A 22,875-nucleotide genomic window follows, 5' to 3' on the forward strand; every position below is an offset into this window, starting at 1 on the left:
GGCATGGATTTTAGTACGGCATGGATTGTTCTGTTGTTTTTTGTGCTGTTTTTTTTGAAAACGAAAGACGCGGCGGCAGCGGCCCTGTTCGGCGTGCTTAATTTCGTGAATTGCCTGTTCGCCATGCAAATCAGCCGGATCGTTATGGGCGAGATGCTGAAGGTCCGGGACCCGGCCGCGGAACAGCTTTTCCTGTTTGCGTTCATCGGGGTCGTCGCGTATCTGGCCGGCAGGTTATTTCGGGGCGGCGGGAGCCGGAACGGCTTTGGGGCGCAGCATCTGTTCTCTTTGCGCCAGCGCATATGGATCACGTTCGGCAATATGTGCATGATGATGGGCGGCGTCTATCTTTCGCTCTTTTTTTTCGCCAATGCCGGCGGGGGACAGGACATGGTGCTGCACACCCTGCTGCTGACCGTCTATATGGCGGTCATCGTATCAAGCCACCGGCTATATACATACACGTTCAAAAAAGAAATGGAGAAGCGGCAATTGAAGCAGGAACTGGGGCAGCTTGAAAAATACGCGGATTCCCTGGAGGACGTGCTGCATGACATGCGGATATTCAAACATGATTATGCCAACATTTTGTCGACCCTGCAGGGGTTCATCGAGGAAGAAAAATACGAGGAACTGAAAACCTATTTCTATCGGGACGTATGCGCTTATTCGGACAAGCTGCTGCAGATGAACACGAGGCTGTCCCTGCTTGGGCGCATCAAGATCACGCCGCTCAAGGGCATGATTTCCTCGAAAATGTTGAAGGCTCTCGCGGAGCAAATCGACGTGTTTGTCGACATCGAGGAAGACATCCATGAGGTGGACATTTCCGCGCTTGATTTGTGCCGGATCATGGGAATCCTGCTGGACAACGCCATCGAAGCCGCCCGGGAAACGACGGAACCGATCATCAGGCTGGGGATCGTATCCCGTAAGGACAAGGTTTTGTTTATCGTCCAAAACAGCTGCCCGGAACGGACGCCCCCGATCTATAAAATGTTTGAAGCGGGATTTTCCACGAAAGGGGAGAACCGGGGCATCGGTTTGCCCGCCGTGCGCGAATTGCTCGACCGCAAATATCCCGAAGCCATCCTGGACACGGAAATCGATCCCGAATCGATGACATTGACGCAGCGGCTTGCGGTCCGAACAGCCGTCCGCGAACAAACGAATCCGAAAGCAGAGGAGATGACGTGATGCTTAACGTTTATATATGCGAGGATAACGAGCGGCAGCGCGAACAAATCGAACGGCTCGTGACGCATTCGATCATCAAGCACAAGCTGGATATGGAGGTGGCCTGCTCGACGGGGGATTACCGCGAATTGCTCGAACAGTCCGGGAAGGACGGCCATCCGTCCTTGTTTTTGCTGGACATCGATCTGAAAGCCGACATCAACGGCATTCAGCTTGGGGGGATGCTGCGCGACCGGAACCCCGATTGCCTGATCGCGTTTATCACCACCCATTCGGAGCTGAGTTATTTGACCTTCCAATACAAAGTGGAGGCGTTTGATTTTATGATCAAGGACGACCCCGGCCAATTCGCCTTGAGGCTGGAGGACTGCCTTTGCAAGGCGTATGAGCGGCATTTGAAAAAGGGCGGCGATCCGCGCCGGATGACGATCGAAACCGAGGAATCCATCATCAACGTCAAATATGAGGACGTGCTTTTTTTCGAAACGTCGTTTTTGCCCCACAAAATCAAGCTGCATGAGCGAAACAGGCAGATCGAATTTTACGGAACGTTGAAGGAGCTCGAAACGCAGCTGGACGACCGGTTTTACCGCTGCCACAAGGCATACATCGTCAATCTGGACAATATACGCGAAATTGACAAGCGGAAACGGATCATCCTGATGGCAAACGGCGAAACCTGTTACGTATCCTTCCGGTATTACGGCGGGCTGGTTCAGGCGATGAAGGAGAGGATGGGGGGATCCCCGTAGACGGGTTGAAGGCGATGAGGCCGGCGACTTGGCAAAAGCAAAAACAAGCCGATTTCGGTGCAGAACCGATCGTCGGCTTGTTTTTTGCTATAAGGGGATGCGCAAATTTTACGCTAAATCCTGGCGGCCGCAAAGCCTGCTTACCTGACCTTGACTATCCCTTCAAGCTCAGGACGTCCGGCTATGAGTCCCATACATTTTGAAGAGGCAATCCCCGTTCGGTGCGAGCCAGGTCGACCACGCGCTGGATAAAGCCGGTTTTGGCGCGCGTATACCCGTCGGGATCCGAGGGGTATCGTTCGGCCAAGGCGCGTTTAAGTTCGCCGTATTCCAGAACGAATTCAGGGTGGTCCCGGAGGTAGTCGCGAAACAGCAATTCGTTTCTTTCGTAAAATCCTTCGCTGGGGAGAAGATGCAGGTGATGAGTGCGCATTCCGCCAGCTTCTTTCATGAATAAATGCCGCCCGGTCATGCCCGTTTCGACGTAACGGTAACCCGAGCTGCCCAGCAAGGATGCGTAAGCTTGTTCATCAAGCAACGGCTGAACGGCAGCGAACAGATCGATGACGGGTTTTGCATCTTGATTGGGGATGGAGGTGCTGCCGACATGTTCGATGGCAACAAGATGGGGAGCCAGAACTTGCGACAGTTTGTTTTTCTCGTTTTCGAATGCCGAAGGCCATGCGGCGCTGTAAGGAACGACATGGACTGCATAACGATTTTGCCCGGGCACGGTTCATTCTCCTTTCGCTTTTTAGGAAGAGGTTGCGGCGAGGGGGCTATGAACAGGAAGAAGCCTGCCATCCCATGACGAATTCGGCTTGTCCCGTCTCCTCGTCGACGGTTTCCTCCAAGACGGAAAAGCCTTGACGTTCATAAAAATGAATCGCATTTTCGTTATCCTTGTATACTTTGAGCTCGAGTTTCGGAACGCGTTCCTTGACGTATTCCATCAGGGCCCGGCCGTAACCTTTGCCCTGATGGTCCGGATGCACGAACAAAGCGGCGAGCAGATGCTGAACGACCGAAATAAATCCTGCGATTTCCCCTTCGTTCTCCAGCACGTAGCTTTCGGCCATCGGCAGGTAAACGCTGCGCATGTCCTCCTGCTTGGATTGCCAATAGGCGCCATCGATGAAATGGTGCGCTTGTTCGGATGCGGCCAGCCATAGGCTGATGACGGCGTCCATATCCTCTTCGTTCATGAGGCGGATTTGCATCGTTTCGACTCCTTTCATTGCTTCTGTAATCCAGACCGAGTGTAAAAGTTTTCCTGGACGGTGTCAATACATCGAAAGAATAGAAACACAGCAAGGTCCCGCCGGATACGGCCCGTTTCATTATTTTGGAGAGTCTGTCACATGGGCGCGGGTTCCGTTCGTAGGAATAGATATAAAGGGGGAAGAGACATTGCAGGATTTGCAGTTGCCTCAGATCGTGTCCGACATTCTCGCGGGGGATCCGGCCAAATACGAGCTGATCATGCGCAAGTATCAACGGGCCATCCGGGAAGCTGTCCTTTTTGCGCTTGTTACGGACAAGCGAATCTATATGATTATAATAAAAGAAGTGCATTTAGATTTAGGCAATCATTTCGAGCCGTGGATCAGGGAGGAACGATGAACCATATTTTGATCGTCGATGACGAAGAAGACCTGCGCAAGCTGTTGTCGGACTATTTTGAGGTCAACGGATACGCCGTCATGACGGCAAAGGACGGGAACGAGGCGCTGCGGAAGCTTGAAAAGCAGCCGGATATCGTGCTGCTCGATATCAATATGCCCGAAATGAACGGTTTGGACTTATGCCGGAAGATCCGGAGCTTCGTGTCCTGCCCGATTTTATTTCTGACGGCAAGATTGGAGGATGCCGATAAAATATCCGGTTTTCAGGCCGGCGGGGACGATTATATCCAAAAGCCGTTCAGCATCCATGAACTGGGCGCCAGGGTGGAAGCGCACCTGCGCCGGGAAATGAGGAACCGGCAAAAATCTTCGGTCAGGTTCAGCGAAGAGCTGGCCATCGATTATTCGGAGCGGGCGCTGTACGGTTACGGCCGGCATATTCCGCTGGCAAAAAAAGAGTTCGACATCGTCGAGCTTCTGTCCGCGCATCCCGGCATGGTTTTTGATAAAGAGCGTATTTACGAACGGGTTTGGGGGCCGGACGAAGAAGGCGAAAGCTCCGTGATCGCGGAACACGTCCGGCGCATCCGGAACAAGCTGAAGGAGCACGGCTGCGAGGGCTGGATCGAAACCGTCTGGGGGGTGGGATACAAATGGCGAAAATCCTAAGCCGTTTTCGATTGAAAAATATGAGCATGCTGCAAACGTTTATCCTGTTTCATTGCCTCTACTTGGCCGCCGTTTTAACTGCCATCGTGTTCGAATTCGATTGGGCCGCCCGCCTTCAGCTGCGTTTTGCCGGCCATCCTTACGGGAACAATTGGGTTTTGCCGGCCCAGATCGCGGCCATGCTGCTGACGGTCGGCATCGGCCTGGTCATCATGGGCAGTCTTTTTTATCGGCTGAAATTAAAAAAACCTTTGGACGTGCTCATGAGCGCATCGGAGAAAATATCGGCGAACGATCTCGGGTTTCATGTGGTTTATGACGGCAGGGACGAGATGGGCGAGCTGTGCCGGGCGTTTGAAAAGATGCGCAGCCAGATGGAGAACAATTTTAAAGCCCTATGGCGTTCGGTAGAGGAACGCAATCAACTGAATGCCATCTTTGCCCACGATCTGAGGACGCCGCTTTCCGTCATGAAAGGATACGTTGAATTCACTGCCGCTTATTTGCCGCAAAAAAAGATCTCCGAGGAAAAACTTCTGGAAACGATGCAAACGATGCAAACCCACATTTTGCGGATGGAGCGTTACGTAGAGGCCATGAACTCGATTCAGAAGCTGGAGGACATACCGGTTAACCGGCGGGAGACGGCGTTCGCGCTCCTGACCGGCCAGCTGGATGACACCGCCCGGCGGATCGCCGGCCATCACGGGAAAACGTTCGGCTCGCGCCAAGCCGCGGATTCGGCGAAGGTGTTTGTCGATGCGGATCTTGCGATGCAGGTGTTCGAAAATATGATGGCCAATGCGGCGCGTTATGCCGCCGGCCGGATCGAAGCCGAGTACGTTGTAGCAAACGGCATGTTGACGATCAACGTCGGGGATGACGGCCCGGGGTTCTCCGATGAAGCGCTGCAAAAGGCTTTGCTCCCTTTTTACCGGAGCGAGGGACCGGAAGCAAGCGGGCATCAAGGATTGGGATTATATATCTGCTCAGTGCTTTGCCGGAAACATCAGGGCGGATTGCGGGCCGCAAACGGTCCCCTTGGCGGCGGCATGGTAACCGCAAGTTTTTATGCCGAGTTGATAAATCGTTGAAAATTGTAAGATAGCATAGCCTTATCCCAAGATAAGGAGTGCTTGATATGAATCGCCTCAACCAAACAATTTTTGCGTGCTTCATCTGCATGATGACCGTTTTGGCCGCCGCATGGCCATCCGCCGCCGGCGCTGCCGGAACCCGGAGCCGAGCGGAGATGGTGTCCGAGATCGACGAATACGTTCAAAAAAATATGAAGCTGAACCATATTCCCGGCGCGTCCTTGGCGATCGCGAAGGGGGATGGCACGTTTTATGCGAAAGGTTACGGCACGCCTTCGGACGGCAAAGGCATCACGGCGGCGACGCCTATGCCGATCGCCTCTTTAAGCAAATCGATGACGGCGCTGGCCGTGCTGCAGCTGGCCGACCTGGGGCGGATCGACCTGGATGCGCCGTATGTCTCCTATGTTCCGGATATAAAGCCTGCGGATGAGCGCGTGAACCGCATCACGATCCGCCATCTGCTGAATCAGACCAGCGGCTTGAACGACAAAACGAATCCGGACATGACGAGGCCAACCCCCTTCCGGAAGCTGGAGGAGGTCGCCTCTTCGCTGAACGGGGTAAAGCTTGCGGCCGATCCCGGAAAAACATACAGCTATCACAATCCGAACTACCAGCTGCTGGCGCTGCTGGTCGAGCGGGTCAGCGGACAGCGTTTTTCCGACTATCTCCATGATCGCGTCTTTGGGCCGTTGGGGATGAAGGACACGTTCAACGTCAGCGCCACCGAACAAATCAACGCCAATCCGGCCATTCCGGCAGGGCATTACGTGCTGCTGGGCAAGCCGGTCGCCCAAGAAGAGCCCCCATGGTTTATCGACGGCCCCGCCGGCGTCGTTTCCACGGCCGAGGATATGGCCAAATGGATGCGTGCGCAATACGATGCCAAGTTGCTCTCCCCCGGTCTCTTGAAGCAGTACCATGCCGCGGGGGAGCAGGGGCCGTACGGCATGGGATGGCTCGCGTCCGATGAGCCGGACGTCGGCCGGACGATCTCCCACTCGGGCATCCTTTGGACGTATAAGTCGGAAGAAACGATTGATCTGGATCAGCGGTTGGGGATCGCGATTATGTTTGATGCCGGCCTCAACGCATTTATCGATTATTCTGCGTTTCTCAGAGGCATCGCCGACATCATGGACGGAGGGAAAGCCGAAGTTTCGGCGGTGAACAGCCGGAATGCGGAAACGGTGCTGATGGCGCTGATGGCAGCTACCGTTCTGTGGGAAGGGTTTTCGCTCTATAGGCAAATCAAGCATCGAAACCGGGCCGCGATGTCCCGCCGGAAGCTGATTTTTGCGGCGATTCGGGCTTTGCTGCCGATGTTGATACTGGCCTTATTATCGCCGATAGTGACTTTCATCGGCGGCGGAAGGGTGCTGCCTTGGCATGGCATATGGATGACGCTGCCGTCCGTCATGTTATGGCTGGGGCTCCTGTCCCTGGCCGGCATCGCAAGCTTCGTCTGCCGCTGCGTGCTGTATCGAAAAACGCGCCGCGGATCGGGAATATCCGCATAACCAAAAAAACACCGGGGATACCGGTGTTTTCAGAGTGTCGAGAAAGTCCAACGGACTTTTCGACACTCTATTTTTTATATGGGGAATCATATCTTTTAAAATAAAAATCGATTTAAAGCGCTCTGAGACCCCTACTTCAGTGACCGACGAGGCAATTTTAAACCCCCTGCAAAAAAACAGGGGGTTTCTCGACAGCCTGAAAACACCGGGGATACCGGTGTTTTTTCGGTTTCTCAAGCGACCGACCCAATGATGTTCACGAGCGCGAATCTTAGAATCCGGGCATGTCGCTGTTCCGAAGTTGCGTTCCGAAGTTACGTTCCGAAGTTACGTTTCGATCTGCCGCGAAACCCGTTCTCCCAGCTCCGGATCAGCGCTGCTCAGATACCCCAATACGATGCGCCGCGTTTCCGGGGAGATGCCTGCCAGATCGGCCGCAAGATTATCCACGAGATGGTCCTGCTGCACCTGGGAAAGCGTGCGGTAAAACTCGCCGGCTTGCGCAAAATCATCCGGTTCGGTCAGGTCGGCGCGCACCAGCTTTCCTTGCACGAATCTGCCGCCGCCGCTGGTGACGAGCGCTTCCGGGGACCAGTTTTCCTGATGATTGACCGGCAGCTTGCGGAAATCCGGACCGAGGCGCATCCGCTGCGAATCCCAATAAATGTTGGCGCGGCCCTGCAGCATTTTGTCGTCGGACAGCTCGACGCCTTCCAGCAGGTTCGACGGCGAAAAGGCGATTTTTTCCACCTGCTCTTTATAGTCATCGGGATTTCGGTTGAGGATCAGCCGTCCGACCGGTTTCAAAGGATACTGCTTCTCGTCCCAAATCTTGGTATCGTCCAGCGGGTTGTAGGGAAGCCGGGCGGCGTCTTCCGGGTCCATCAGCTGCACGTAAAGCCCGTAATCGACCGTTTTTCCCGCCGCGATCGTATCGTGCAGATCTTTGCCCGCAATATCGGGATATTCGCCGGCCAGCCGGACGGCCTCATGCCGATCGATGTACTGCTCTCCGCGGAAAGGGATCCAGTGGTACTTCACGTATGTGCGGACGCCCTGCGCATTCCGCCAAACGAAGGTATTGACGCTGTGCCCCTTCATGAAGCGGAAGCTTCTGACCGTGCCTACGTCGGAATAAAGCCAGACGAGAAAGTTCGTGGACTCCGGCGCCCTGGCGACGAAACTCCAGAAGCGTTCGGGGTCGATCAGATTGTTTTTCGGGGAAGGGAGGAAGGCGTTGATCGTTTCCGGAAAACGCATGGCGTCCCGGACGGAAAATACCGGGATGTGGTTGCAGAGCAGATCGAAAACGCCTTGCTCCGTATAAAATTTGGTGGAGAAGCCGCGCACGTTGCGGGAAGTGTCCGGGGTGCCCTTCGTGCTGACGGCAAGCGAGAACCTGACGGTGACCGGAACCTGCTGGCCGGGCTGCTGCAAAAAGCAGAGCTTGGTATATTCCGCCATGGGATGTATGGTATGAAAATATCCGAAAGCGCCGTAGCCTTTGACGTGCACGGGCCGTTCCGGAATTTTGCTATGTATGAAGGTTTCCAGCGTCTCATGCATGATATTGTCCTGTTCCAAGACGGGACCGTCCTCGCCAACCGTCTGCGAATGGAAAGCTGCCGGAACGTCTCCCGACCATTCATTTTTATCCTTCATGTTTCGACCTCCCCAGTGGTTCTCTCGAAAAACCGAATGAAGATAAGCTTCGGTGCCATGCTGGCTATATAAACAGTATATTGCGCACGGAAGAAATAAATTTCTAAAATATATTCAAAATATTCCTTGACGAGAATATTCCTAAAGGGTTATATTATAACCATAGCAAGGCTAACGAGAAACATTCGGTGGAAACAATCCATTTGGGGAGGAAATAGAATGTTAAAACAAACGGTGAGAGCGGAAGGCAAAGAGTTGTTCATCGAGCGTATTTTCAATGCGCCGCGCGAGATGGTGTTCCAGGCATTTTCGGATGCCGAGCATTTGAAGCAGTGGTGGGGACCGCGCGGATGGACCGTCCCGGTTTGCCATGTCGACTTCCGCCCGGGCGGCGTCTGGCATTATTGCATGAAATGCGTCGATCCGAACCAAGGCGATTTTTACGGTTTTGAATCCTGGGGCAAAGGGGTCTATCAGGATATCGTGAAAAACGAAAAAATCGTATATGTCGATTATTTCTCCGATGCCGAAGGCAACGTTGCGGAAGGCATGCCGGCCCCTCTGATCACGTTGACGTTCGAAGAGCATGACGGCAAAACGAAATTCGTGAACCACGCGGCATACGAATCCGCCGAAGCGCTTCAAAAGGTGCTTGATATGGGAATGGAACAAGGATTTACGGAAACGATGGATCGGCTTGAGGAGCATTTGCAGGCGAATCGATAAGCGGCTTTTTACGCAAGGTTTTTTATGCAAAAAGAAAGGGTGAGGGTGGAAGCCTCGCCCTTTTTCGTATCTATCTCGTGGAAGGCGGCATACGTTATGCCGGTTCTTTCGTTTTTCCGATGAGAAGCCCATACACGCACAAAGCCAAAAGCGTAATCAAGGAAAGCGCGGACAAGATCGTTTTAAACGATACCGATTCAATCATGGCTGCCGTGTAGGTGATGCCGATCGATGTCGCGACGTTCAGCGTCAAATTGTAAAATCCGATCACGGTTCCCGATTGGCTGGAAGGTAAAGCGCTTACGCACGAATCGAGCAAAGGGGCGTACATAAAAGCAAAGGAACCTGAAAAAAGCATCATGGAAATCACGTACACGATGACAGGTCCTCCGTAAAGCAGCACCGGCAAGATCAGGCTTGCCGCGATCATGATCATCGCGATCGAAACCGACTGTTTATTGGACAGGTACTTGGAGATCGTGCCGGACGATGCCCCGACGACCACCGCCGTTACGTATCCCGGAATGAGCAGCAGCGAGATCGTATCCAGGTGGAGGCCGTAAACCTTTTCCAATAGGAACGGAAACAGGAAGATATAACCTAATTGCACCGAATAAATAATGAAAGCAACGGCCAATACGGATACGAACCTTTTGTTTTTGAAAAAAGCAATGTCTATAAAAGAGTGTTTGCTTTTGCTGATATACAAAAGGAACAACGCGACCGAAGCGGCCAAAACCAGAATGTAAATCCAGTAGAAGTCCGTAATGTACAGCATGACCGACGTCGCGATCGCAGCGATCAGAAGCAGCCCGACGATATCGACGCGGCTTTTTTTCGATTCTTCCTTCGGCATATATTTCAGGATCAGCGGCAGCAAGGCGATCGACAACAACGGGATCAAAAACAGCGCAGCCCAATTCAAATAGGTCGAGACGAAACCGCCCGTAAGCGATCCGATGACCAGCGAGAGCGAATAGCTGCTGGTGCTGTAACCGAGAAATCTTTTTTGTTCGTTTTTGGGCAAATGTTTGGCGACATAAATGACATAAAGCGTCTCCGCGGAGGCCAGGCCCGCCGTTTGTATGATTCTGGAGAGGAGCACCAGCGGAAACGAATGCTGGAAGACGAAACCCAGGACGGATCCGGCGGTGATAAAGCCGATGCCTGCGACAAGCAGCGAGCGGATGCTGATCGAATCGGCCAACGACGCGTAGACGACCGCCCCGATGCCGATCACGAGGCCGGCTAACGTTGCCTGCCAGCTGACCGTCGTCGTCGAGATCCCCAAATCTTTGGCAATGGCGACGGAAACCAACTTAAACGAGTTATCGATGATCAACGAAAAAACAAAAAATATCAACAAAACGGGAACCGCTTTTTTCGCAAGAGAAGCCTGAGCGTCAGGTACGTGATGAGTCGGGTTCATGCCATAAAATCTCCTTTGCCGATCTGTTTATGCGAGTTCGAGGGCAATTTCCATCATGTTCGTAAAAGATGTCTGTCTTTCTTCGGCGGACAGGAACTCATGTCTGAAGATATGGTCGCTTACGGTCAATATGCAAAGCGCGTTGACGCCGGCGTAGGCGGCATTCAGGTACAGGCCTGCCGATTCCATCTCGGCGCACAAGATGCCCATCTTGCTCCATCTTTCGAGCGCGGTCGGATCGACGTTGTAGAAAATATCGCTTGAAAGGACATTGCCGACATGGACCTTCTGGCCTTTTGCGTCGGCGATCTTTTTGGCTTTTTCAAGCAAATCGAACGACGCCGTAATGGAATAATGCCCAGGAACGTTAAATTGATGCATATAATTGGAATCGGTCGAGGAACCCATCGCCAAGACGATGTCGTTCAGATGCAAATGATCCTGGATGGCCCCGGCGGACCCGATGCGGATCAGGTTTTTGACGCCGAACACGTGAATCAGTTCCCAGGAATACAGGCTCATGCTCGGCGTGCCCATGCCCGTTCCCATCACGGATAAGCGCTTTCCTTTGTAGGTACCCGTGTAGCCAAGCATGCCGCGAATCTCGTTGAACTGGACGACATCCTCCAGGTAAGTCTCGGCGATGAATTTTGCTCTCAGCGGGTCGCCGGGGAGCAGGATCGTTTCGGCGATTTCCGCCCCGTTGGGTTTAATGTGAGGGGTTTCCTTCGGTGCTTGCGTTTTCATGTTCTCAGTCTCCTTATTACAACTATGTTTGTTGTATGGTTAGTTGTATAATTTGTAATATGTAAAAATACCACATAAAGCGCTTGTTGTTCAACTACAAAATTTGACGGCGTTCGGCATTGATTTTGACGGAAACAAACGCAAAAACAGTATCCCCCTCTTTCAAAGGAAGATACTGTTTTTTTATCCTTGGCTATTTGACGGCGTTGATTTTCATCACGCTGGATTCCTCGGGGATATAAAATTTGTTGTAGACGATCGGATGCTCCTCGTTGGCGTACAGGCTCTCCAGAATTAAGTCGCATTGATCGGCTCCCCCGGCGATGATGTATTTTTGCGACGGGGAATTGATCGCGCTCGAACGTTTGATTTCAATGGATGCGGAATGAGCCATTTCGTATACCCGGTTTTCGAGCAGGTCCATCAGCTGGCTCGTATCCTGCAGATCCAGGTTCAATTCCGACACGATTTCGATCGCCATAAACGTAAACGCAAACGCGACGGCAACCCCCTTGCTTTTATACCACCGTTCGATCGCCACGACCGCGGCGGCCCTTCTGTTCAAAATCTCCTGGGTATATTCGCTTTCCAAATCCAGTCTGAAGTCGAGTTCGATCTGGTCGATGGGTTCGGCGAGGCATTTGTAAATCGGGTTCCCGATTTTCTCCAAACCTGCGGTTTTGTTTGCCTGCCGATGTCTGGTGACGAAACTGCCTTTGCCGTGCACGCTTCTGACCAGCCCGTCATCCTGCAGAAGCGCCAGCGCCTGCCTGAGCGTCATCCGGCTGACCTTGAACGTTTTGGCAAGTTCCGTTTCCGTAGGCAATTGGCTGTCGCAAGGATAGGTACCGTTCATGATTTGTTTGTACAGTTCGTCGTACACCTTGATGTACAGCGGTTTTTTTTCTTTGAATCCTGCCTGATTGACTTCCATGTTTTCACACCCATAATGATGAATTCGGCTGCTCTGAATCTGGCGGTATCATGCCTTGCCGATTGCAGCACCGTTTTTCAAGCTCCATGTAACCTGCGATTATTATAACATGGCCGGGCGGAATTAAAATCGGTTCGATCCTAGCCGCGGCCGGAATGCAGCTTTCGAAACCGGATTTTTTAAATGTCTCCCGGGAAGGAGGCGGGTGTCCGTTCGTCGAATGAAATGTTAAAAATTTAATTATCGACCGAGGGAGTGGATGCCGATGGGGAAACCGCCGCGTGAGTTTTTGGAGTATTCTTCTTCTGAATTGATCGAAATGTTGTCCGAGCAGCAGGGAATGACGTTTAAGGTCAAAAAGATCGACGGGCAGTTCATACATACGTTTTGCAGCGGGCGGCTGCTATCCAAAATAGGTCTGACTCCTCAGGAGGTCACGGGAAAACGGCTGGGAGACTTCTATCCCGCCGAATTGGCGGCTTACAAGGAATCTTTTTACCGGGATGCATGGCAGGGGAAGGAAGGGATCATTTACGAAAGCGAGTTTCATGGGGTGTTTTATCTGGTTTCCCTGCAGCCGATGAGAAGACTCGGGGGGGTCGTGGAATTGATCGCCTCCTGCGTCGACATTTCGGAACTGAAAACCCGCGAACAAGAGCTGAGGGAAACGAAGGAATTGCTGGAATCGTTGTACGAAAGCTCCGTCGACGGCATTTGCATCATGGACGTTGGCGGCAAAGTCATCCGCATCAACCATGCCTTCGAGAAAATTTACGGCTGGCCGGAGAGCGAGCTGATCGGGAGGCAGGCGCCGATGATCCCGGCCCATCTGGAAAACCGTTTTGATGAAATTTGCAAACATCTGCATACCCAAAAAGCGATCCATTTCGAAACGGTGAGGCCGCGGAAGGACGGCAAAACCATTCACGTTTTTCTGACGCTGTCCCCGATCAAAGACGAAAATGACGCCATCATCGCCTTGACCGGCATTACCCGGGACATATCCGAACGGAAAAAATCGGAGGATTTTTACCGCAAAGCCGATAAATTGAACGCCGTTGGCCAACTGGCCGCCGGATTGGCGCATGAGATCCGGAACCCGCTCACCTCGCTGCGCGGATTTTTGCAAATCATGCAGTCCGGGCGGGTCAACAAAAAAGAATACTTTGACATCATGTTGTCCGAAATCGATCGGATCAACAGCATCGTCAACGAATTTTTGGTGATCGCCAAACCGGTTCGCACGAAATTCCAAAAGCAAGACCTCGTCCAAATTTTGCACAGCGTCATCACCCTGCTGGAGGCCCAGGCCGCCCTGAACAATATAGAAATCCGCACCAAAGTGGAAGACGGGTTTCCTTTGGTCGAATGCTCGGAAATGGAAATCAAGCAGGTATTCGTAAACATTTTGAAAAATGCCATCGAAGCGATGCCGTGCGGCGGGGTGATCCGCATCCATGCCCGCGTGCAGGAAGGCAGCGTCATGATTCGCATTGCCGACGAAGGCGTCGGCATCAGCGAAAGCGAGTTTCCCCGGTTGGGCGAGCCTTTTTTTACGACGAAGGAAAAGGGGACGGGGCTTGGCCTCATGATGTGCTACAAAATCATCGGCGACCATAAAGGGGGCATCAACATCAACAGCGTCGTCAATGAAGGAACCACGATCGACGTCATATTGCCCGCCTGAAACGTTCATGCCGGACCGCGGGGGTTTTTCTCCATTTGAAAACGAATGCGCTTCATGAACCGCCATCGTTCCGTTTAAAGGAACGGTGGCTTTTTGCGTGAGCAGGTTGAAAATGGCATTCATTAGTTAATGTATAAATTAATCAAAAAGAAAAATGTTGACTAAAATGACCGGTTATTTTATGATCTACTCGAGAATTGATGGATTAATGATTAACTTATATGTTAACTAAATGAATCATCCGATTTTTATTGCAAAGGAGTTTTGCAAGTGGAACAGATGTCTTCGATTCCCCGTCCCGAATACCCCCGCCCCCAATGGGTGCGCAGCAGCTGGCTCAATTTAAACGGGCCCTGGCAATTTGAGATCGATCACGGCAAAAGCGGAAAAGAACGCGGATATGCGGAGCCCGCGCATCGGCTGTCGGGAACGATTACCGTCCCGTTTTGCCCCGAGAGCAAGCTGTCCGGCGTGGAATACAAAGATTTCATGGCGGCCGTTTGGTATAAACGGGAGTTTTCGGTGCCCGAAACGTGGAAGGACGGCAGGATTTTGCTGCACTTTGGCGCCGTCGATTACGAAACCGAGGTATGGGTCAACGGAGCTTCCGTGGGCAAACATCGCGGAGGATACGCCTCTTTCGCTTTTGACGTCACCTCGCACGTCCTGCCGGGGACGAACGTCGTGACCGTGTATGCCGAAGACGATGTCCGTTCGGGGCGCCAGCCGCGCGGGAAGCAAAGCGGAAGGTACCATTCGCACGGCTGCGACTATACGCGCACGACGGGGATTTGGCAAACCGTGTGGCTGGAGCACGTGCCTGAATCCTATCTGGCGGACATGAAGCTGGTGGCCGATCCGGGCAACGCCTGCGTCCATCTGGAAGTGAAGATCGCCGGCAATGCGGCCGGAGACAACCTCGAAGCCGCCGCGTTTTACGGCGGTAAACCCGTCGGCCGTGCCAGCGCGCTGATCCAAGGGCCTGCGGTCAAACTTACGATTCCGTTATCGGAAATCCACTTGTGGGAGCCGGGCAACGGCAGGCTGTACGATCTGCGGCTGTCCCTTAACAAGCAGGATCGGATCGGCGATACGGTCGAATCGTATTTCGGCTTGCGGACGGTAAGGCTCGACGGCATGGCGTTCCGGATCAACGACAAATCCGTATTCCAGCGGCTTGTGCTGGATCAAGGCTTTTATCCGGACGGCATCTACACCGCTCCAAGCGACGAAGATCTCCGCAAGGATATCGAAATATCGATGGGACTGGGTTTCAACGGCGCCAGGCTGCACGAAAAAATGTTCGAGCCGCGTTTCCTGTATTGGGCGGACCGGCTGGGTTACCTGGTATGGGGCGAACATGCCAACTGGGGATTGGATATTACCGGCGCCGAAGGCCTTGCGCGGTTTTTGCCCGAGTGGGTCGAAGGCGTGGAGCGCGATTTCAATCATCCTGCCCTGATCGGCTGGTGCCCGTTTAACGAGACTTGGGATCAGGACGGCGTCAAGCAAAACGACGACGTGCTGCGCATCGTGTACGAGATGACGAAACGGATCGACCCGACGCGCCCGGTGATCGATACCAGCGGCAACTTCCATGTCGTCACCGATATTTTCGACATCCATGACTATGACCAAAATCCGGAGACGTTCCGGGCCAAGCTGGAACCGATGAAAAGCGGCGGGGAGGCGTACAACACCTTCCCGGACCGGCAGACGTACGAGGGGCAGCCTTATTTCGTCAGCGAGTACGGCGGCATTTGGTGGAATCCCGATCAAAAGGACGACAGGGCATGGGGATACGGGGACAGACCCGATTCCGAAGAAGCGTTTATGAAGCGTTACGAGGGTTTGACAAGCGCTTTATTGGAACATCCGATGATCTTCGGATTTTGTTATACCCAGCTGTACGACGTGGAGCAGGAAGTGAACGGGCTGTATACCTACGACAGGCGCGCCAAGTTTGACCCTGAAACCATCCGGCGCATCAATTCCCGCAAGGCTGCGATCGAAGATTGACGGACGTTACGGTGAACAAAAACAACCCGACTCTTATGAGCCGGGTTGTCAGATTGTCGAGAAACCCACGTCTTGTAGACGTTGGGTTTCTCTTGTTTTCATTTGCAGTTGCTAAAAAAGAAGGGTTACCCCCTCTTTTCCAGGCGATCCAGGTGGATCGCCATCTTCTTCATGTTCTGCACGGCGGCCGTCATCAACGCTTGTTCCGTAACGTTTGAGAGTCCGCGCAAACGGCAATAGCGAAACCCATGGAGCTCTTTGGCATCCGCGAAGCTTCGCTCAATCGTTTCTTTTCGTTTGCGGTACAACTGCTTGCCGTCTCGGCTTAGCCGGTTATTTCGCACCCAGTCTTTGCTGTCTTCCCAGACATGTCGGGTCAGTACCTTCCGGTGGTTCCTGGAATGAGTGCATTGCGCAAGCATCGGGCAGGTCTTGCAATGTTCCGGGTCTGACGCATACTGCCTGTAACCCTTCCGGTCGGTAGTCCGGTACGTCAGTTGGTGTTTTTCCGGGCAGATATAAGTGTTACTTTCAGCGTCGTAAGTAAACTTCCATTTGGCAAACAAACCTTGCTTCGGATGAAATCTCCGGTGTGCAATAACGGCAAAAATCTTTCGCTGCTGTAAACCTCGGCAAATGGGCGTAGTTAAATAACCGGAATCCAGGGCTACAGCTTCAACCTTGAATCCAAAACGTTCTCTTTGGCGGTCTAATCGCGACAAATACGGAACCGAATCGTGGACATTTCCTGGCGTAACATGGACATCGGTAATGAGATTGTATTTAAGATCTACCGTCCGGTGGTCGAGATAAAAGAACCCCTCCGGTTTGCCGTCGCGTATCATATAGCCGCTGTCCGGATCGGTGGTGCTCACTTTAATTTCTTTGGTTCCATTCACTTCCTCTCGTACTTTCAGGGCTTTTTTCCGTGCGCTTTGCGGTCCTCCGTCACAGCCTCATTGAGTTCGTCAATATAGTCCTTGGTGTTTTGCAGAACTTCCTGCTTGGTATAGTGGTGCTTGTTGGCATTGGCTTTTACGTGAGTCGAATCGGTAATGAGCACACGCCCGCCCACCATTTTGTGCGAGATCGCTTGGAGGACGATTTCGTCAAAGATCTCCTGGAAAATGTCAGTATCCTTAAATCGAGTCCGCCGGTTCCAGCTAATGGTGGAGTGGTCTGGGACTTTATCGGTTAGACCAAGACCTAAAAACCAGCGGTAAGCCAAATTCGTTTGAATCTCGCGTTCCAACTGGCGTTCGGAGCGAATGCCATAAAAATAACCGAGAAAAATCATCTTAAACAGAACGACCGGATCAATGGCTGGCCGCCCGTTATCTGCGCAGTAAAGAGGACGAACCTTATCGTCAATAAAGGAGAAGTCGATATACTTGTCCACTTTCCGCAGCAAATGATCCTGTGGAACCAGCTCTTCAATTGACACGAATTCGTAGCTTTGTTGTTTTTCCCGATTAGATCTCAGCATTCAAGACACCATCCGTTCATGAGTAGTTATCTATATTATACAACATTAACGCGGTGCTGTCTTAAAATAAATAAACATAAAGAAGGCTGTCGAGACTTTCTCGACAGCCTGACAACCCGACTCTTATGAGCCGGGTTGTTTTTGTTCCTCCCAATCCTCCCGCGTCATGGCGAACAGCTCGTGATCCTCCCACACGCCATGGATCTGCAGATATCGTTTGGCAAGTCCTTCGCGCCGGAATCCGACCTTTTCCAGCACGCGCAGCGAAGGCCGATTTCTCGGCATCACGCCGGCCTGAACGCGATGAAGGCCCATTTCCTCAAAGGCATACTCTACGCAAAGCCGCACCGCTTCGGTCATGAGTCCTTTTCCGCGATGCTCTTGCCCGATAAAATACCCCAGGTTTGCGTTTTGAAACGGGCCGCGAGCGATTCCGGTGAGCGCTACCCTGCCCGCCAGCTCGTCCGTTTCCTTCAGGAAAATGCCGAATAACACCGACGTCGCCTGATCCTTATCGCCCATTCCGGTCAAAATATCCTTTTCCTGGCCTTCCGCCGTAAAATAAGACGCGTCGCGGATCGGCTCGAACGGCTGCAAATATTGGCGGTTGCGGATCCGAAGTTCGAGCAGCTCCTGCGCATGTTCCGGCAGGAGGCGCTTTAACATGATGTTTCCCGGGCTGTCCATCAACATCGTTTTTCACTCCCCGTATTCCTACAGATTCAGCGCGGCTCCCGAAGAAGGAGGGAGCAATTCCCGGTCTTGCCGGCCGCCCAGCTTCGAATGGGTCAGATAGTCTGCCAGCGCTTGCTGCAAGGTTCCTTTCGTCACGGCCTTGGACTCGAAGGACAACCCGTTTCGGATCATCATTTTGACGATTTCCGGCCGGAGTCCCGTAATGATCGTCTTGCAGCCCATCATTTTGATCCCGTCGATCAGGTTGATCAGCCGGTGCACCGCTTCGGCTTCGATGCCGACGACTCCCGACAAATCGATGACGAGCGTTTGGATGTTCTCTTTGCCGATTTGATCCAGAATCTTCTCTTCCATGATATCGTAGCGGACGTTATCGATCGAGCCGATCAGGGGCAGGATCGAAATCGACTGGCTGAGCGGGATGAACGGGACGGACAACTCCATGACCATTTCCTTCTGAGTCCGGATCAGATCATCTTTGAATTGGGAATAATTCATGAAAAAATGGCTTAAAAAAAGATCCATCAGTTCGTTGATCTGCTTCTCCAGCCCGTAAAACTGTTCTTTGTTCGTCGTATGGCCGTTTATCCTGTCGTAGTTGTAGAGAAACTCCCACATGACGCGCCGTACCGCCTGGATCCATTCCAATTTGAAGGCCAGGGTCAGCGAATGTTTCGCCCACGTGATGCCCTCCGCCTTGGCGAAGGAGACGACCTCGTATTCTTTTCCTTGAACGATATACAGCACGAGCTTATGGGCATTATCCAGCAGGTTGAAGTTTCCGATGTCCAAAATCTCGTTGATTTTATCCCTGACGGTAACCGCCTCGGACAAAAGCCTTTGTTCGAACATGTCGCGGTTGTAAATGAAAAACTCGGATAAATTGCCCCCTTTGAACGTCTCCAGGTCCAAACGATTCACCTCTTTTATTCCGGTGTTGCCGGTGCCTTTCGGAAAAACGATCGTAAACCTCGTTCCTTCGCCTTCTTCGCTTTTGACCGAGATTTCCCCTTTATGCTGGTAGGCGACGGAAAAAACAAGCGTAAGTCCCATGCCGGTGCCGTTTTCTTTCGTCGAAAAAAAAAGGAGTGCCTAACTGGCTGAGCTTTTCTTTCGGAATTCCGCTGCCGGTGTCTTCTATGTAAACGGTGATATGATTATCGGAGGCCTGGTGGCCGATCGTGACGGTGCCCTTGTCCGGAATCGCTTCGAACGCGTTTTTGATCAAGTTGAAAAACATTTTTTTCAATTGATTGCGCCTGCCGTAAATAAAATTGCCCGAGTCCCGGAGCTCCCGTTGCAAATGCACCCGATAAAATTGATCTTGAAATAGCTGAATGATCGACTCCAGTTCGACGGTCAAATCAATCGGTTCGGTGGGCTCGTTATTCAGATCGGGTTTGGAAACTTGCAGCAAATTTTGCAGGATGTCAATGGCATTCTCCAGTTCGGACTGGGCAATGTCGATATAGTTCGCATCATTTTTTTCTTTCAAGAGCTGGAGAAATCCTTTGACGGCCGTTAGAGGATTTTTGACCTCATGGGCAATGCCTGCTGCGATTTGCCCGACTGAAGCCAACTGGGTCAAGTGCATATCGTTTTGCATATGGTTACGTCGTTCCACCGTTTATCAGCCCTTTCTCGCTGAGTGCTCGTTTCTTGATATCATCTTAATATATATTTTCCGACAATGGTATAGCGCAATTGGACTGCGTCAGGCGTTCGTTGCATCGGTCCGGCCGATATGTTATGACTGAAATACAAAAGTAAAGGATATAGGTGTGGTTAACATGAAGATCAAAGCTCTGTTCGTAGCCCCGTATGCGGCGATGGAGAACTTAATAGAAGAGTGCAGGAAGCAGGAGAGCGAGCTCGATCTGACCATCCGGACAGGCAATCTGCAGGAAGGGGTCGCGCTGGCCAAGCAGGCGGAAGCCGAAGGCTTCGATTGCATCATCAGCCGGGGCGGAACGGCCAAGCTGATCAGCGAAGCGGTCGACATCCCGGTGATCGACGTGCGCGTGTCCGGTTACGACATGCTGCGGGTGCTTACGCTGGCGAACGATTTTCCGAGGAAAAAGGCGATCGTCGGGTTTCCGGCCATTACGGCCGGCGCGAAAGCGATTATCGACCTGCTCGACATTCCGATCGATATGTTCACGATCCGGGACGAGAGCGAAACGGAAGCGTTATTGCGGCAGTTAAAAGAAGACGGGTACCAGCTGATCATGGGCGACGTGGTGACGTTCGAAACGGCGTCGCGGCTCGGCTTGCTCGGGATCTTGATCCAGTCCGGCCGGGAATCCATTTTCGATGCGTTCAAGGAAGCGGCGACCGTTTCGCGCTGGCTTGCGAAAAGCAGGCAGGAAATCGAGCGGCTGAAGGGGTTTTTACGTGCCGCGGCGTCCGACTTGATGGTGTTAGCGGATAACGGGAGCGTGGTATATGAGCAGTGGAAAACGTTCAGCGCACGGCCTGAACTTGACATTCCGGTCGCCGAGGGCGCATCCGAACCCGGCGGGCCAAGCCGGGAGATGGTTCATGCAACGGATCCTGACGGACAATCGGTCCAAGTGGTCAAAACCCGAATCGCAATCGGCGAATCGGCGTATTGGCTTTGCGAATTTTTCAAGCAGCCGACCCGCAGGGAGGCCGAAGACAAACTCCGGATTCATAGGGAGCCCGCCCCGCTGATCATCCATCAGAGCGAGGCCATGAACACATGCCTGACGATGATCGGCCGCAGCGTGACATATGACCAGTTTATTTTCATTGGCGGGAAGGGAACGGGAAAAAGATTGCTGGCCAGGCATTTGCATGACCTCAAAACGAAAGGGCACGGATATTTCGCTTCGGTGAAGGCGGCGGATTTGCGGGAGCTGAGCCCGGAGGAGATCCCCGAGGAGGTCCGGACGGTGTATGTCCATGCCTTTGACCGTTTGCCGGGCGGCCGGGAGGAAATCCAGTGGCAAAAAATCGAGGCGTTAAAAAGGCGCGGGCTCACGCTTATTTTTGCCATGACTGAGGAGGAGGCTTCCGGGGAACATAGGATATACGAAGACGGAACCATTCACGTGCATGTTCCGGCGCTGGCCGAACGGAAAGAGGACCTGAAGGAACTGGTCACGACGTTTCTGCTGCATTTCAGCCAGACGCTCGGCACCTCGGCGATCCGGATGACGGAGAAAGGCATGAAGCTGCTGGCGGACTATGATTGGCCCGGCAACGTATCCGAATTAAAGGTGCTGCTGCAAGAGGCGGTCGTTTTGGAAAAAGGCTACGTCATCGAACATTCGCTGATCGAGCAGCTGCTGCGCCGCAAAGGAAGCGAATCCGGCGCATCCTCCGAACTGCTAAAGGGAACGCTGGATCAGATCGAGAGAAAAATCATCGAAAAGGTGCTGGAAGAAGAGGGGTTCAACCAGACGAAGGCCGCAAAACGGCTGCAAATTAACCGTTCCACGCTTTGGCGCAAGTTAAAAGACTGATTTTACCAAACGATTCCTATAAACTGTTTAAAAATGCAACGTTTTTGGCATGACGAAAAATAACATGTCGAAAACTGTTGCATTTTATTTTGTAAGCGATTAATATAATAAACGAAAACGCAATCATTTCACATTATTGTTGCAAAATAAAACACAGGAGATGAGACAGTCATGAAAATCAAGGCAGCCATTGACAAGATTCCCGGCGGGATGATGCTGATTCCGCTCTTGATCGGGGCCATTATCCGTACGTTTTTTCCCGGAATCTTCGACTTGCCTGAATTTAAAAGCTCGTTCACGGGCGGGCTCCTAACCGGGACTTCCGCACTGCTGGCAGCTTTTTATATCTGTTTGGGTTCGACGATTCGCTTCCAGGCAACCGGTTACATTTTGAAGAAAGGGGTCAGCTTGTGGATCGGCAAAATCGGCACCACCTTCATTATCGCGCTGCTGATTAAAGCGATCTTCCCGGATCAGAACAACCTGTTCCTCGGACTGTCCGCTTTGGCCATCGTCGCCGCGTTCTCCGATACGAACGGCGGATTGTACATGGCGCTGATGGGCCAGCTCGGGAAAAAAGCCGAAGACGTCGCCGCTTATTCCATCATGTCGCTGGAGTCCGGCCCGTTTTTCACGATGCTGATTCTCGGCGTTGCAGGTCTGGCAAGCTTCCCGATCATGGCGTTCGTCTTTGCGATTTTGCCGCTTTTGATCGGCATGATTCTGGGTAATCTGGACGAAAAAATGCGCGAATTTTTGAGCAAAGGCCAGGATGTCATGATCCCGCTGTTCTCGCTGGCGATCGGCGCGAGCATCAACCTTGCCAACGTGGTGAAAGCCGGCGCTTCCGGCATCATTTTGGGCCTTGGCGTCGTCGTCATTACCGGCGGCATGCTGTTTTTGATCGACCGTTTGACGGGCGGAGACGGCGTTGCCGGGATCGCCGCATCATCGACGGCGGGCAACGCGGCAGCCGTGCCGATGGCGGTAGCGGCCGTGTATACCGGATACAGCGGCATTGCGGCAACGGCAACGCTGCAGGTAACGGCAGCCGTCATCGTCACCGCCATTTTGACGCCGCTCCTGACGACCTGGTTCGCCAAACGGGCGCAGCGCCGGAAAGCACAAGCTTAAGGGA

The 22,875-nt window shown here is 52.7% G+C and carries 20 protein-coding genes and 1 pseudogene; 11 read left to right on the forward strand and 10 right to left on the reverse strand.

Going from position 1 to position 22,875, the window contains the following annotated elements; all coding sequences use genetic code 11:
• Positions 1-3: 3 nt before the first annotated feature.
• Both NYE48_RS07185 and NYE48_RS07190 read left to right on the forward strand, forming a co-directional pair.
• Positions 4-1,197: a sensor histidine kinase gene (locus NYE48_RS07185; RefSeq protein ID WP_212951911.1), complete on the forward strand. Its 1,194-nt coding sequence runs from the start codon at positions 4-6 to the stop codon at positions 1,195-1,197.
• A complete protein-coding gene (locus tag NYE48_RS07190) occupies positions 1,197-1,949 on the forward strand; it encodes a LytR/AlgR family response regulator transcription factor (RefSeq protein ID WP_340997723.1) in 753 nt (250 codons plus the stop codon). Before NYE48_RS07185 ends, NYE48_RS07190 begins: the two co-directional genes overlap by 1 nt.
• Positions 1,950-2,130: 181 nt before the next feature.
• On the opposite strand, the gene NYE48_RS07195 is transcribed toward NYE48_RS07190, so the two are convergent.
• Together NYE48_RS07195 and NYE48_RS07200 are read right to left on the reverse strand one after the other, a co-directional pair.
• A complete protein-coding gene (locus NYE48_RS07195) occupies positions 2,131-2,682 on the reverse strand; it encodes a GrpB family protein (protein ID WP_340997726.1) in 552 nt (183 codons plus the stop codon).
• 46 nt (positions 2,683-2,728) lie between these two features.
• Positions 2,729-3,187 carry an N-acetyltransferase gene (locus tag NYE48_RS07200; RefSeq protein WP_340997727.1) on the reverse strand — a complete coding sequence of 153 codons (459 nt, stop codon included), beginning with the start codon at positions 3,185-3,187 and terminating at the stop codon, positions 2,729-2,731.
• Positions 3,188-3,359: 172 nt separating this feature from the next.
• Here NYE48_RS07200 and NYE48_RS07205 point away from each other — a divergent pair, with 172 nt between their 5' ends.
• From NYE48_RS07205 to NYE48_RS07220, 4 genes are read left to right on the forward strand one after another with little or no spacing between them, the layout of a single operon-like run.
• A complete protein-coding gene (locus NYE48_RS07205; protein ID WP_036707912.1) occupies positions 3,360-3,572 on the forward strand; it encodes a hypothetical protein in 213 nt (70 codons plus the stop codon).
• Entirely contained in the window at positions 3,569-4,243 is a 675-nt protein-coding gene (locus NYE48_RS07210) for a response regulator transcription factor (protein ID WP_340997729.1), read from the forward strand. The genes NYE48_RS07205 and NYE48_RS07210 overlap by 4 nt, the downstream gene beginning before the upstream one ends.
• Complete coding sequence (locus tag NYE48_RS07215; RefSeq protein ID WP_340997731.1) at positions 4,228-5,337, forward strand: HAMP domain-containing sensor histidine kinase; 1,110 nt, start codon at positions 4,228-4,230, stop codon at positions 5,335-5,337. The genes NYE48_RS07210 and NYE48_RS07215 overlap by 16 nt, the downstream gene beginning before the upstream one ends.
• A 47-nt stretch (positions 5,338-5,384) precedes the next feature.
• Positions 5,385-6,863 carry a serine hydrolase domain-containing protein gene (locus NYE48_RS07220; protein WP_340997733.1) on the forward strand — a complete coding sequence of 493 codons (1,479 nt, stop codon included), beginning with the start codon at positions 5,385-5,387 and terminating at the stop codon, positions 6,861-6,863.
• A gap of 327 nt (positions 6,864-7,190) precedes the next feature.
• Here the strand turns inward: NYE48_RS07220 and NYE48_RS07225 are convergent, their stop codons facing one another.
• The gene (locus NYE48_RS07225; protein WP_340997735.1) at positions 7,191-8,525 is read right to left on the reverse strand and encodes a catalase; all 1,335 of its coding nucleotides are present in this window, start codon (positions 8,523-8,525) and stop codon (positions 7,191-7,193) included.
• A gap of 219 nt (positions 8,526-8,744) precedes the next feature.
• Between NYE48_RS07225 and NYE48_RS07230 the strand changes: the two genes are divergently transcribed.
• Positions 8,745-9,251, forward strand: coding sequence for an SRPBCC domain-containing protein (locus tag NYE48_RS07230; protein WP_340997738.1), 507 nt, complete (start codon positions 8,745-8,747; stop codon positions 9,249-9,251).
• Between the two features lie 94 nt (positions 9,252-9,345).
• Here NYE48_RS07230 and NYE48_RS07235 read toward each other — a convergent pair whose 3' ends face one another.
• The 3 genes from NYE48_RS07235 to NYE48_RS07245 all read right to left on the reverse strand — a co-directional run bounded on the left by NYE48_RS07235 (position 9,346) and on the right by NYE48_RS07245 (position 12,361).
• Entirely contained in the window at positions 9,346-10,680 is a 1,335-nt protein-coding gene (locus NYE48_RS07235; RefSeq protein ID WP_340997740.1) for an MFS transporter, read from the reverse strand.
• A 27-nt stretch (positions 10,681-10,707) separates the two neighbouring features.
• Complete coding sequence (gene deoD, locus NYE48_RS07240) at positions 10,708-11,427, reverse strand: purine-nucleoside phosphorylase (protein ID WP_212950290.1); 720 nt, start codon at positions 11,425-11,427, stop codon at positions 10,708-10,710.
• A 193-nt stretch (positions 11,428-11,620) separates the two neighbouring features.
• Positions 11,621-12,361, reverse strand: a complete 741-nt coding sequence (locus NYE48_RS07245; RefSeq protein WP_340997744.1) for a GntR family transcriptional regulator — start codon at positions 12,359-12,361, stop codon at positions 11,621-11,623.
• A gap of 265 nt (positions 12,362-12,626) precedes the next feature.
• On the opposite strand from NYE48_RS07245, the gene NYE48_RS07250 reads away from it, so the two are divergent.
• Both NYE48_RS07250 and NYE48_RS07255 read left to right on the forward strand, forming a co-directional pair.
• Complete coding sequence (locus tag NYE48_RS07250) at positions 12,627-14,048, forward strand: PAS domain S-box protein (RefSeq protein ID WP_340997746.1); 1,422 nt, start codon at positions 12,627-12,629, stop codon at positions 14,046-14,048.
• Between the two features lie 279 nt (positions 14,049-14,327).
• Entirely contained in the window at positions 14,328-16,067 is a 1,740-nt protein-coding gene (locus NYE48_RS07255; protein ID WP_341000613.1) for a glycoside hydrolase family 2 protein, read from the forward strand.
• 125 nt (positions 16,068-16,192) lie between these two features.
• On the opposite strand, the gene NYE48_RS07260 is transcribed toward NYE48_RS07255, so the two are convergent.
• The 4 genes and pseudogenes from NYE48_RS07260 to NYE48_RS07275 form a co-directional block, all read right to left on the reverse strand.
• Positions 16,193-17,553, reverse strand: a protein-coding gene (locus NYE48_RS07260) for an IS1182 family transposase (RefSeq protein ID WP_340997748.1) whose coding sequence is annotated in 2 segments (ribosomal slippage) — positions 16,193-16,983 and positions 16,983-17,553 — 1,362 coding nt in all. Because the reading frame shifts where the segments join, the coding sequence is not laid out codon by codon here.
• 123 nt (positions 17,554-17,676) lie between these two features.
• Positions 17,677-18,246 carry a GNAT family N-acetyltransferase gene (locus NYE48_RS07265; RefSeq protein WP_340997750.1) on the reverse strand — a complete coding sequence of 190 codons (570 nt, stop codon included), beginning with the start codon at positions 18,244-18,246 and terminating at the stop codon, positions 17,677-17,679.
• A gap of 21 nt (positions 18,247-18,267) precedes the next feature.
• Positions 18,268-19,101: an STAS domain-containing protein gene (locus NYE48_RS07270; protein WP_445324062.1), complete on the reverse strand. Its 834-nt coding sequence runs from the start codon at positions 19,099-19,101 to the stop codon at positions 18,268-18,270.
• A gap of 156 nt (positions 19,102-19,257) precedes the next feature.
• Positions 19,258-19,855 (reverse strand): annotated as a pseudogene (locus NYE48_RS07275) (histidine kinase dimerization/phospho-acceptor domain-containing protein); the annotation flags it as partial.
• 184 nt (positions 19,856-20,039) lie between these two features.
• Here NYE48_RS07275 and NYE48_RS07280 point away from each other — a divergent pair.
• Complete coding sequence (locus tag NYE48_RS07280; protein ID WP_340997755.1) at positions 20,040-21,737, forward strand: PrpR N-terminal domain-containing protein; 1,698 nt, start codon at positions 20,040-20,042, stop codon at positions 21,735-21,737.
• A gap of 171 nt (positions 21,738-21,908) precedes the next feature.
• Entirely contained in the window at positions 21,909-22,871 is a 963-nt protein-coding gene (locus NYE48_RS07285; protein WP_212950298.1) for a 2-keto-3-deoxygluconate permease, read from the forward strand.
• The last annotated feature ends 4 nt before the right edge of the window (positions 22,872-22,875 follow it).

It is taken from the genome of Paenibacillus sp. FSL M7-1455 (assembly GCF_038004655.1).
Lineage (GTDB): Bacteria > Bacillota > Bacilli > Paenibacillales > Paenibacillaceae > Paenibacillus_AQ > Paenibacillus_AQ cookii.

What these genes read in the sequence shown, in the direction of transcription:
- deoD (WP_212950290.1), bottom strand. Translation starts at nt 11,427, where the DNA reads ATGAAAACGCAAGCACCGAAGGAAACCCCTCACATTAAACCCAACGGG.
- NYE48_RS07190 (WP_340997723.1), top strand. Translation starts at nt 1,197, where the DNA reads ATGCTTAACGTTTATATATGCGAGGATAACGAGCGGCAGCGCGAACAA.
- NYE48_RS07285 (WP_212950298.1), top strand. Translation starts at nt 21,909, where the DNA reads ATGAAAATCAAGGCAGCCATTGACAAGATTCCCGGCGGGATGATGCTG.
- NYE48_RS07245 (WP_340997744.1), bottom strand. Translation starts at nt 12,361, where the DNA reads ATGGAAGTCAATCAGGCAGGATTCAAAGAAAAAAAACCGCTGTACATC.
- NYE48_RS07215 (WP_340997731.1), top strand. Translation starts at nt 4,228, where the DNA reads ATGGCGAAAATCCTAAGCCGTTTTCGATTGAAAAATATGAGCATGCTG.
- NYE48_RS07200 (WP_340997727.1), bottom strand. Translation starts at nt 3,187, where the DNA reads ATGAAAGGAGTCGAAACGATGCAAATCCGCCTCATGAACGAAGAGGAT.
- NYE48_RS07230 (WP_340997738.1), top strand. Translation starts at nt 8,745, where the DNA reads ATGTTAAAACAAACGGTGAGAGCGGAAGGCAAAGAGTTGTTCATCGAG.
- NYE48_RS07225 (WP_340997735.1), bottom strand. Translation starts at nt 8,525, where the DNA reads ATGAAGGATAAAAATGAATGGTCGGGAGACGTTCCGGCAGCTTTCCAT.
- NYE48_RS07280 (WP_340997755.1), top strand. Translation starts at nt 20,040, where the DNA reads ATGAAGATCAAAGCTCTGTTCGTAGCCCCGTATGCGGCGATGGAGAAC.
- NYE48_RS07250 (WP_340997746.1), top strand. Translation starts at nt 12,627, where the DNA reads ATGGGGAAACCGCCGCGTGAGTTTTTGGAGTATTCTTCTTCTGAATTG.
- NYE48_RS07235 (WP_340997740.1), bottom strand. Translation starts at nt 10,680, where the DNA reads ATGAACCCGACTCATCACGTACCTGACGCTCAGGCTTCTCTTGCGAAA.
- NYE48_RS07255 (WP_341000613.1), top strand. Translation starts at nt 14,328, where the DNA reads ATGTCTTCGATTCCCCGTCCCGAATACCCCCGCCCCCAATGGGTGCGC.
- NYE48_RS07210 (WP_340997729.1), top strand. Translation starts at nt 3,569, where the DNA reads ATGAACCATATTTTGATCGTCGATGACGAAGAAGACCTGCGCAAGCTG.
- NYE48_RS07270 (WP_445324062.1), bottom strand. Translation starts at nt 19,101, where the DNA reads ATGTTCGAACAAAGGCTTTTGTCCGAGGCGGTTACCGTCAGGGATAAA.
- NYE48_RS07185 (WP_212951911.1), top strand. Translation starts at nt 4, where the DNA reads ATGGATTTTAGTACGGCATGGATTGTTCTGTTGTTTTTTGTGCTGTTT.
- NYE48_RS07220 (WP_340997733.1), top strand. Translation starts at nt 5,385, where the DNA reads ATGAATCGCCTCAACCAAACAATTTTTGCGTGCTTCATCTGCATGATG.
- NYE48_RS07265 (WP_340997750.1), bottom strand. Translation starts at nt 18,246, where the DNA reads ATGTTGATGGACAGCCCGGGAAACATCATGTTAAAGCGCCTCCTGCCG.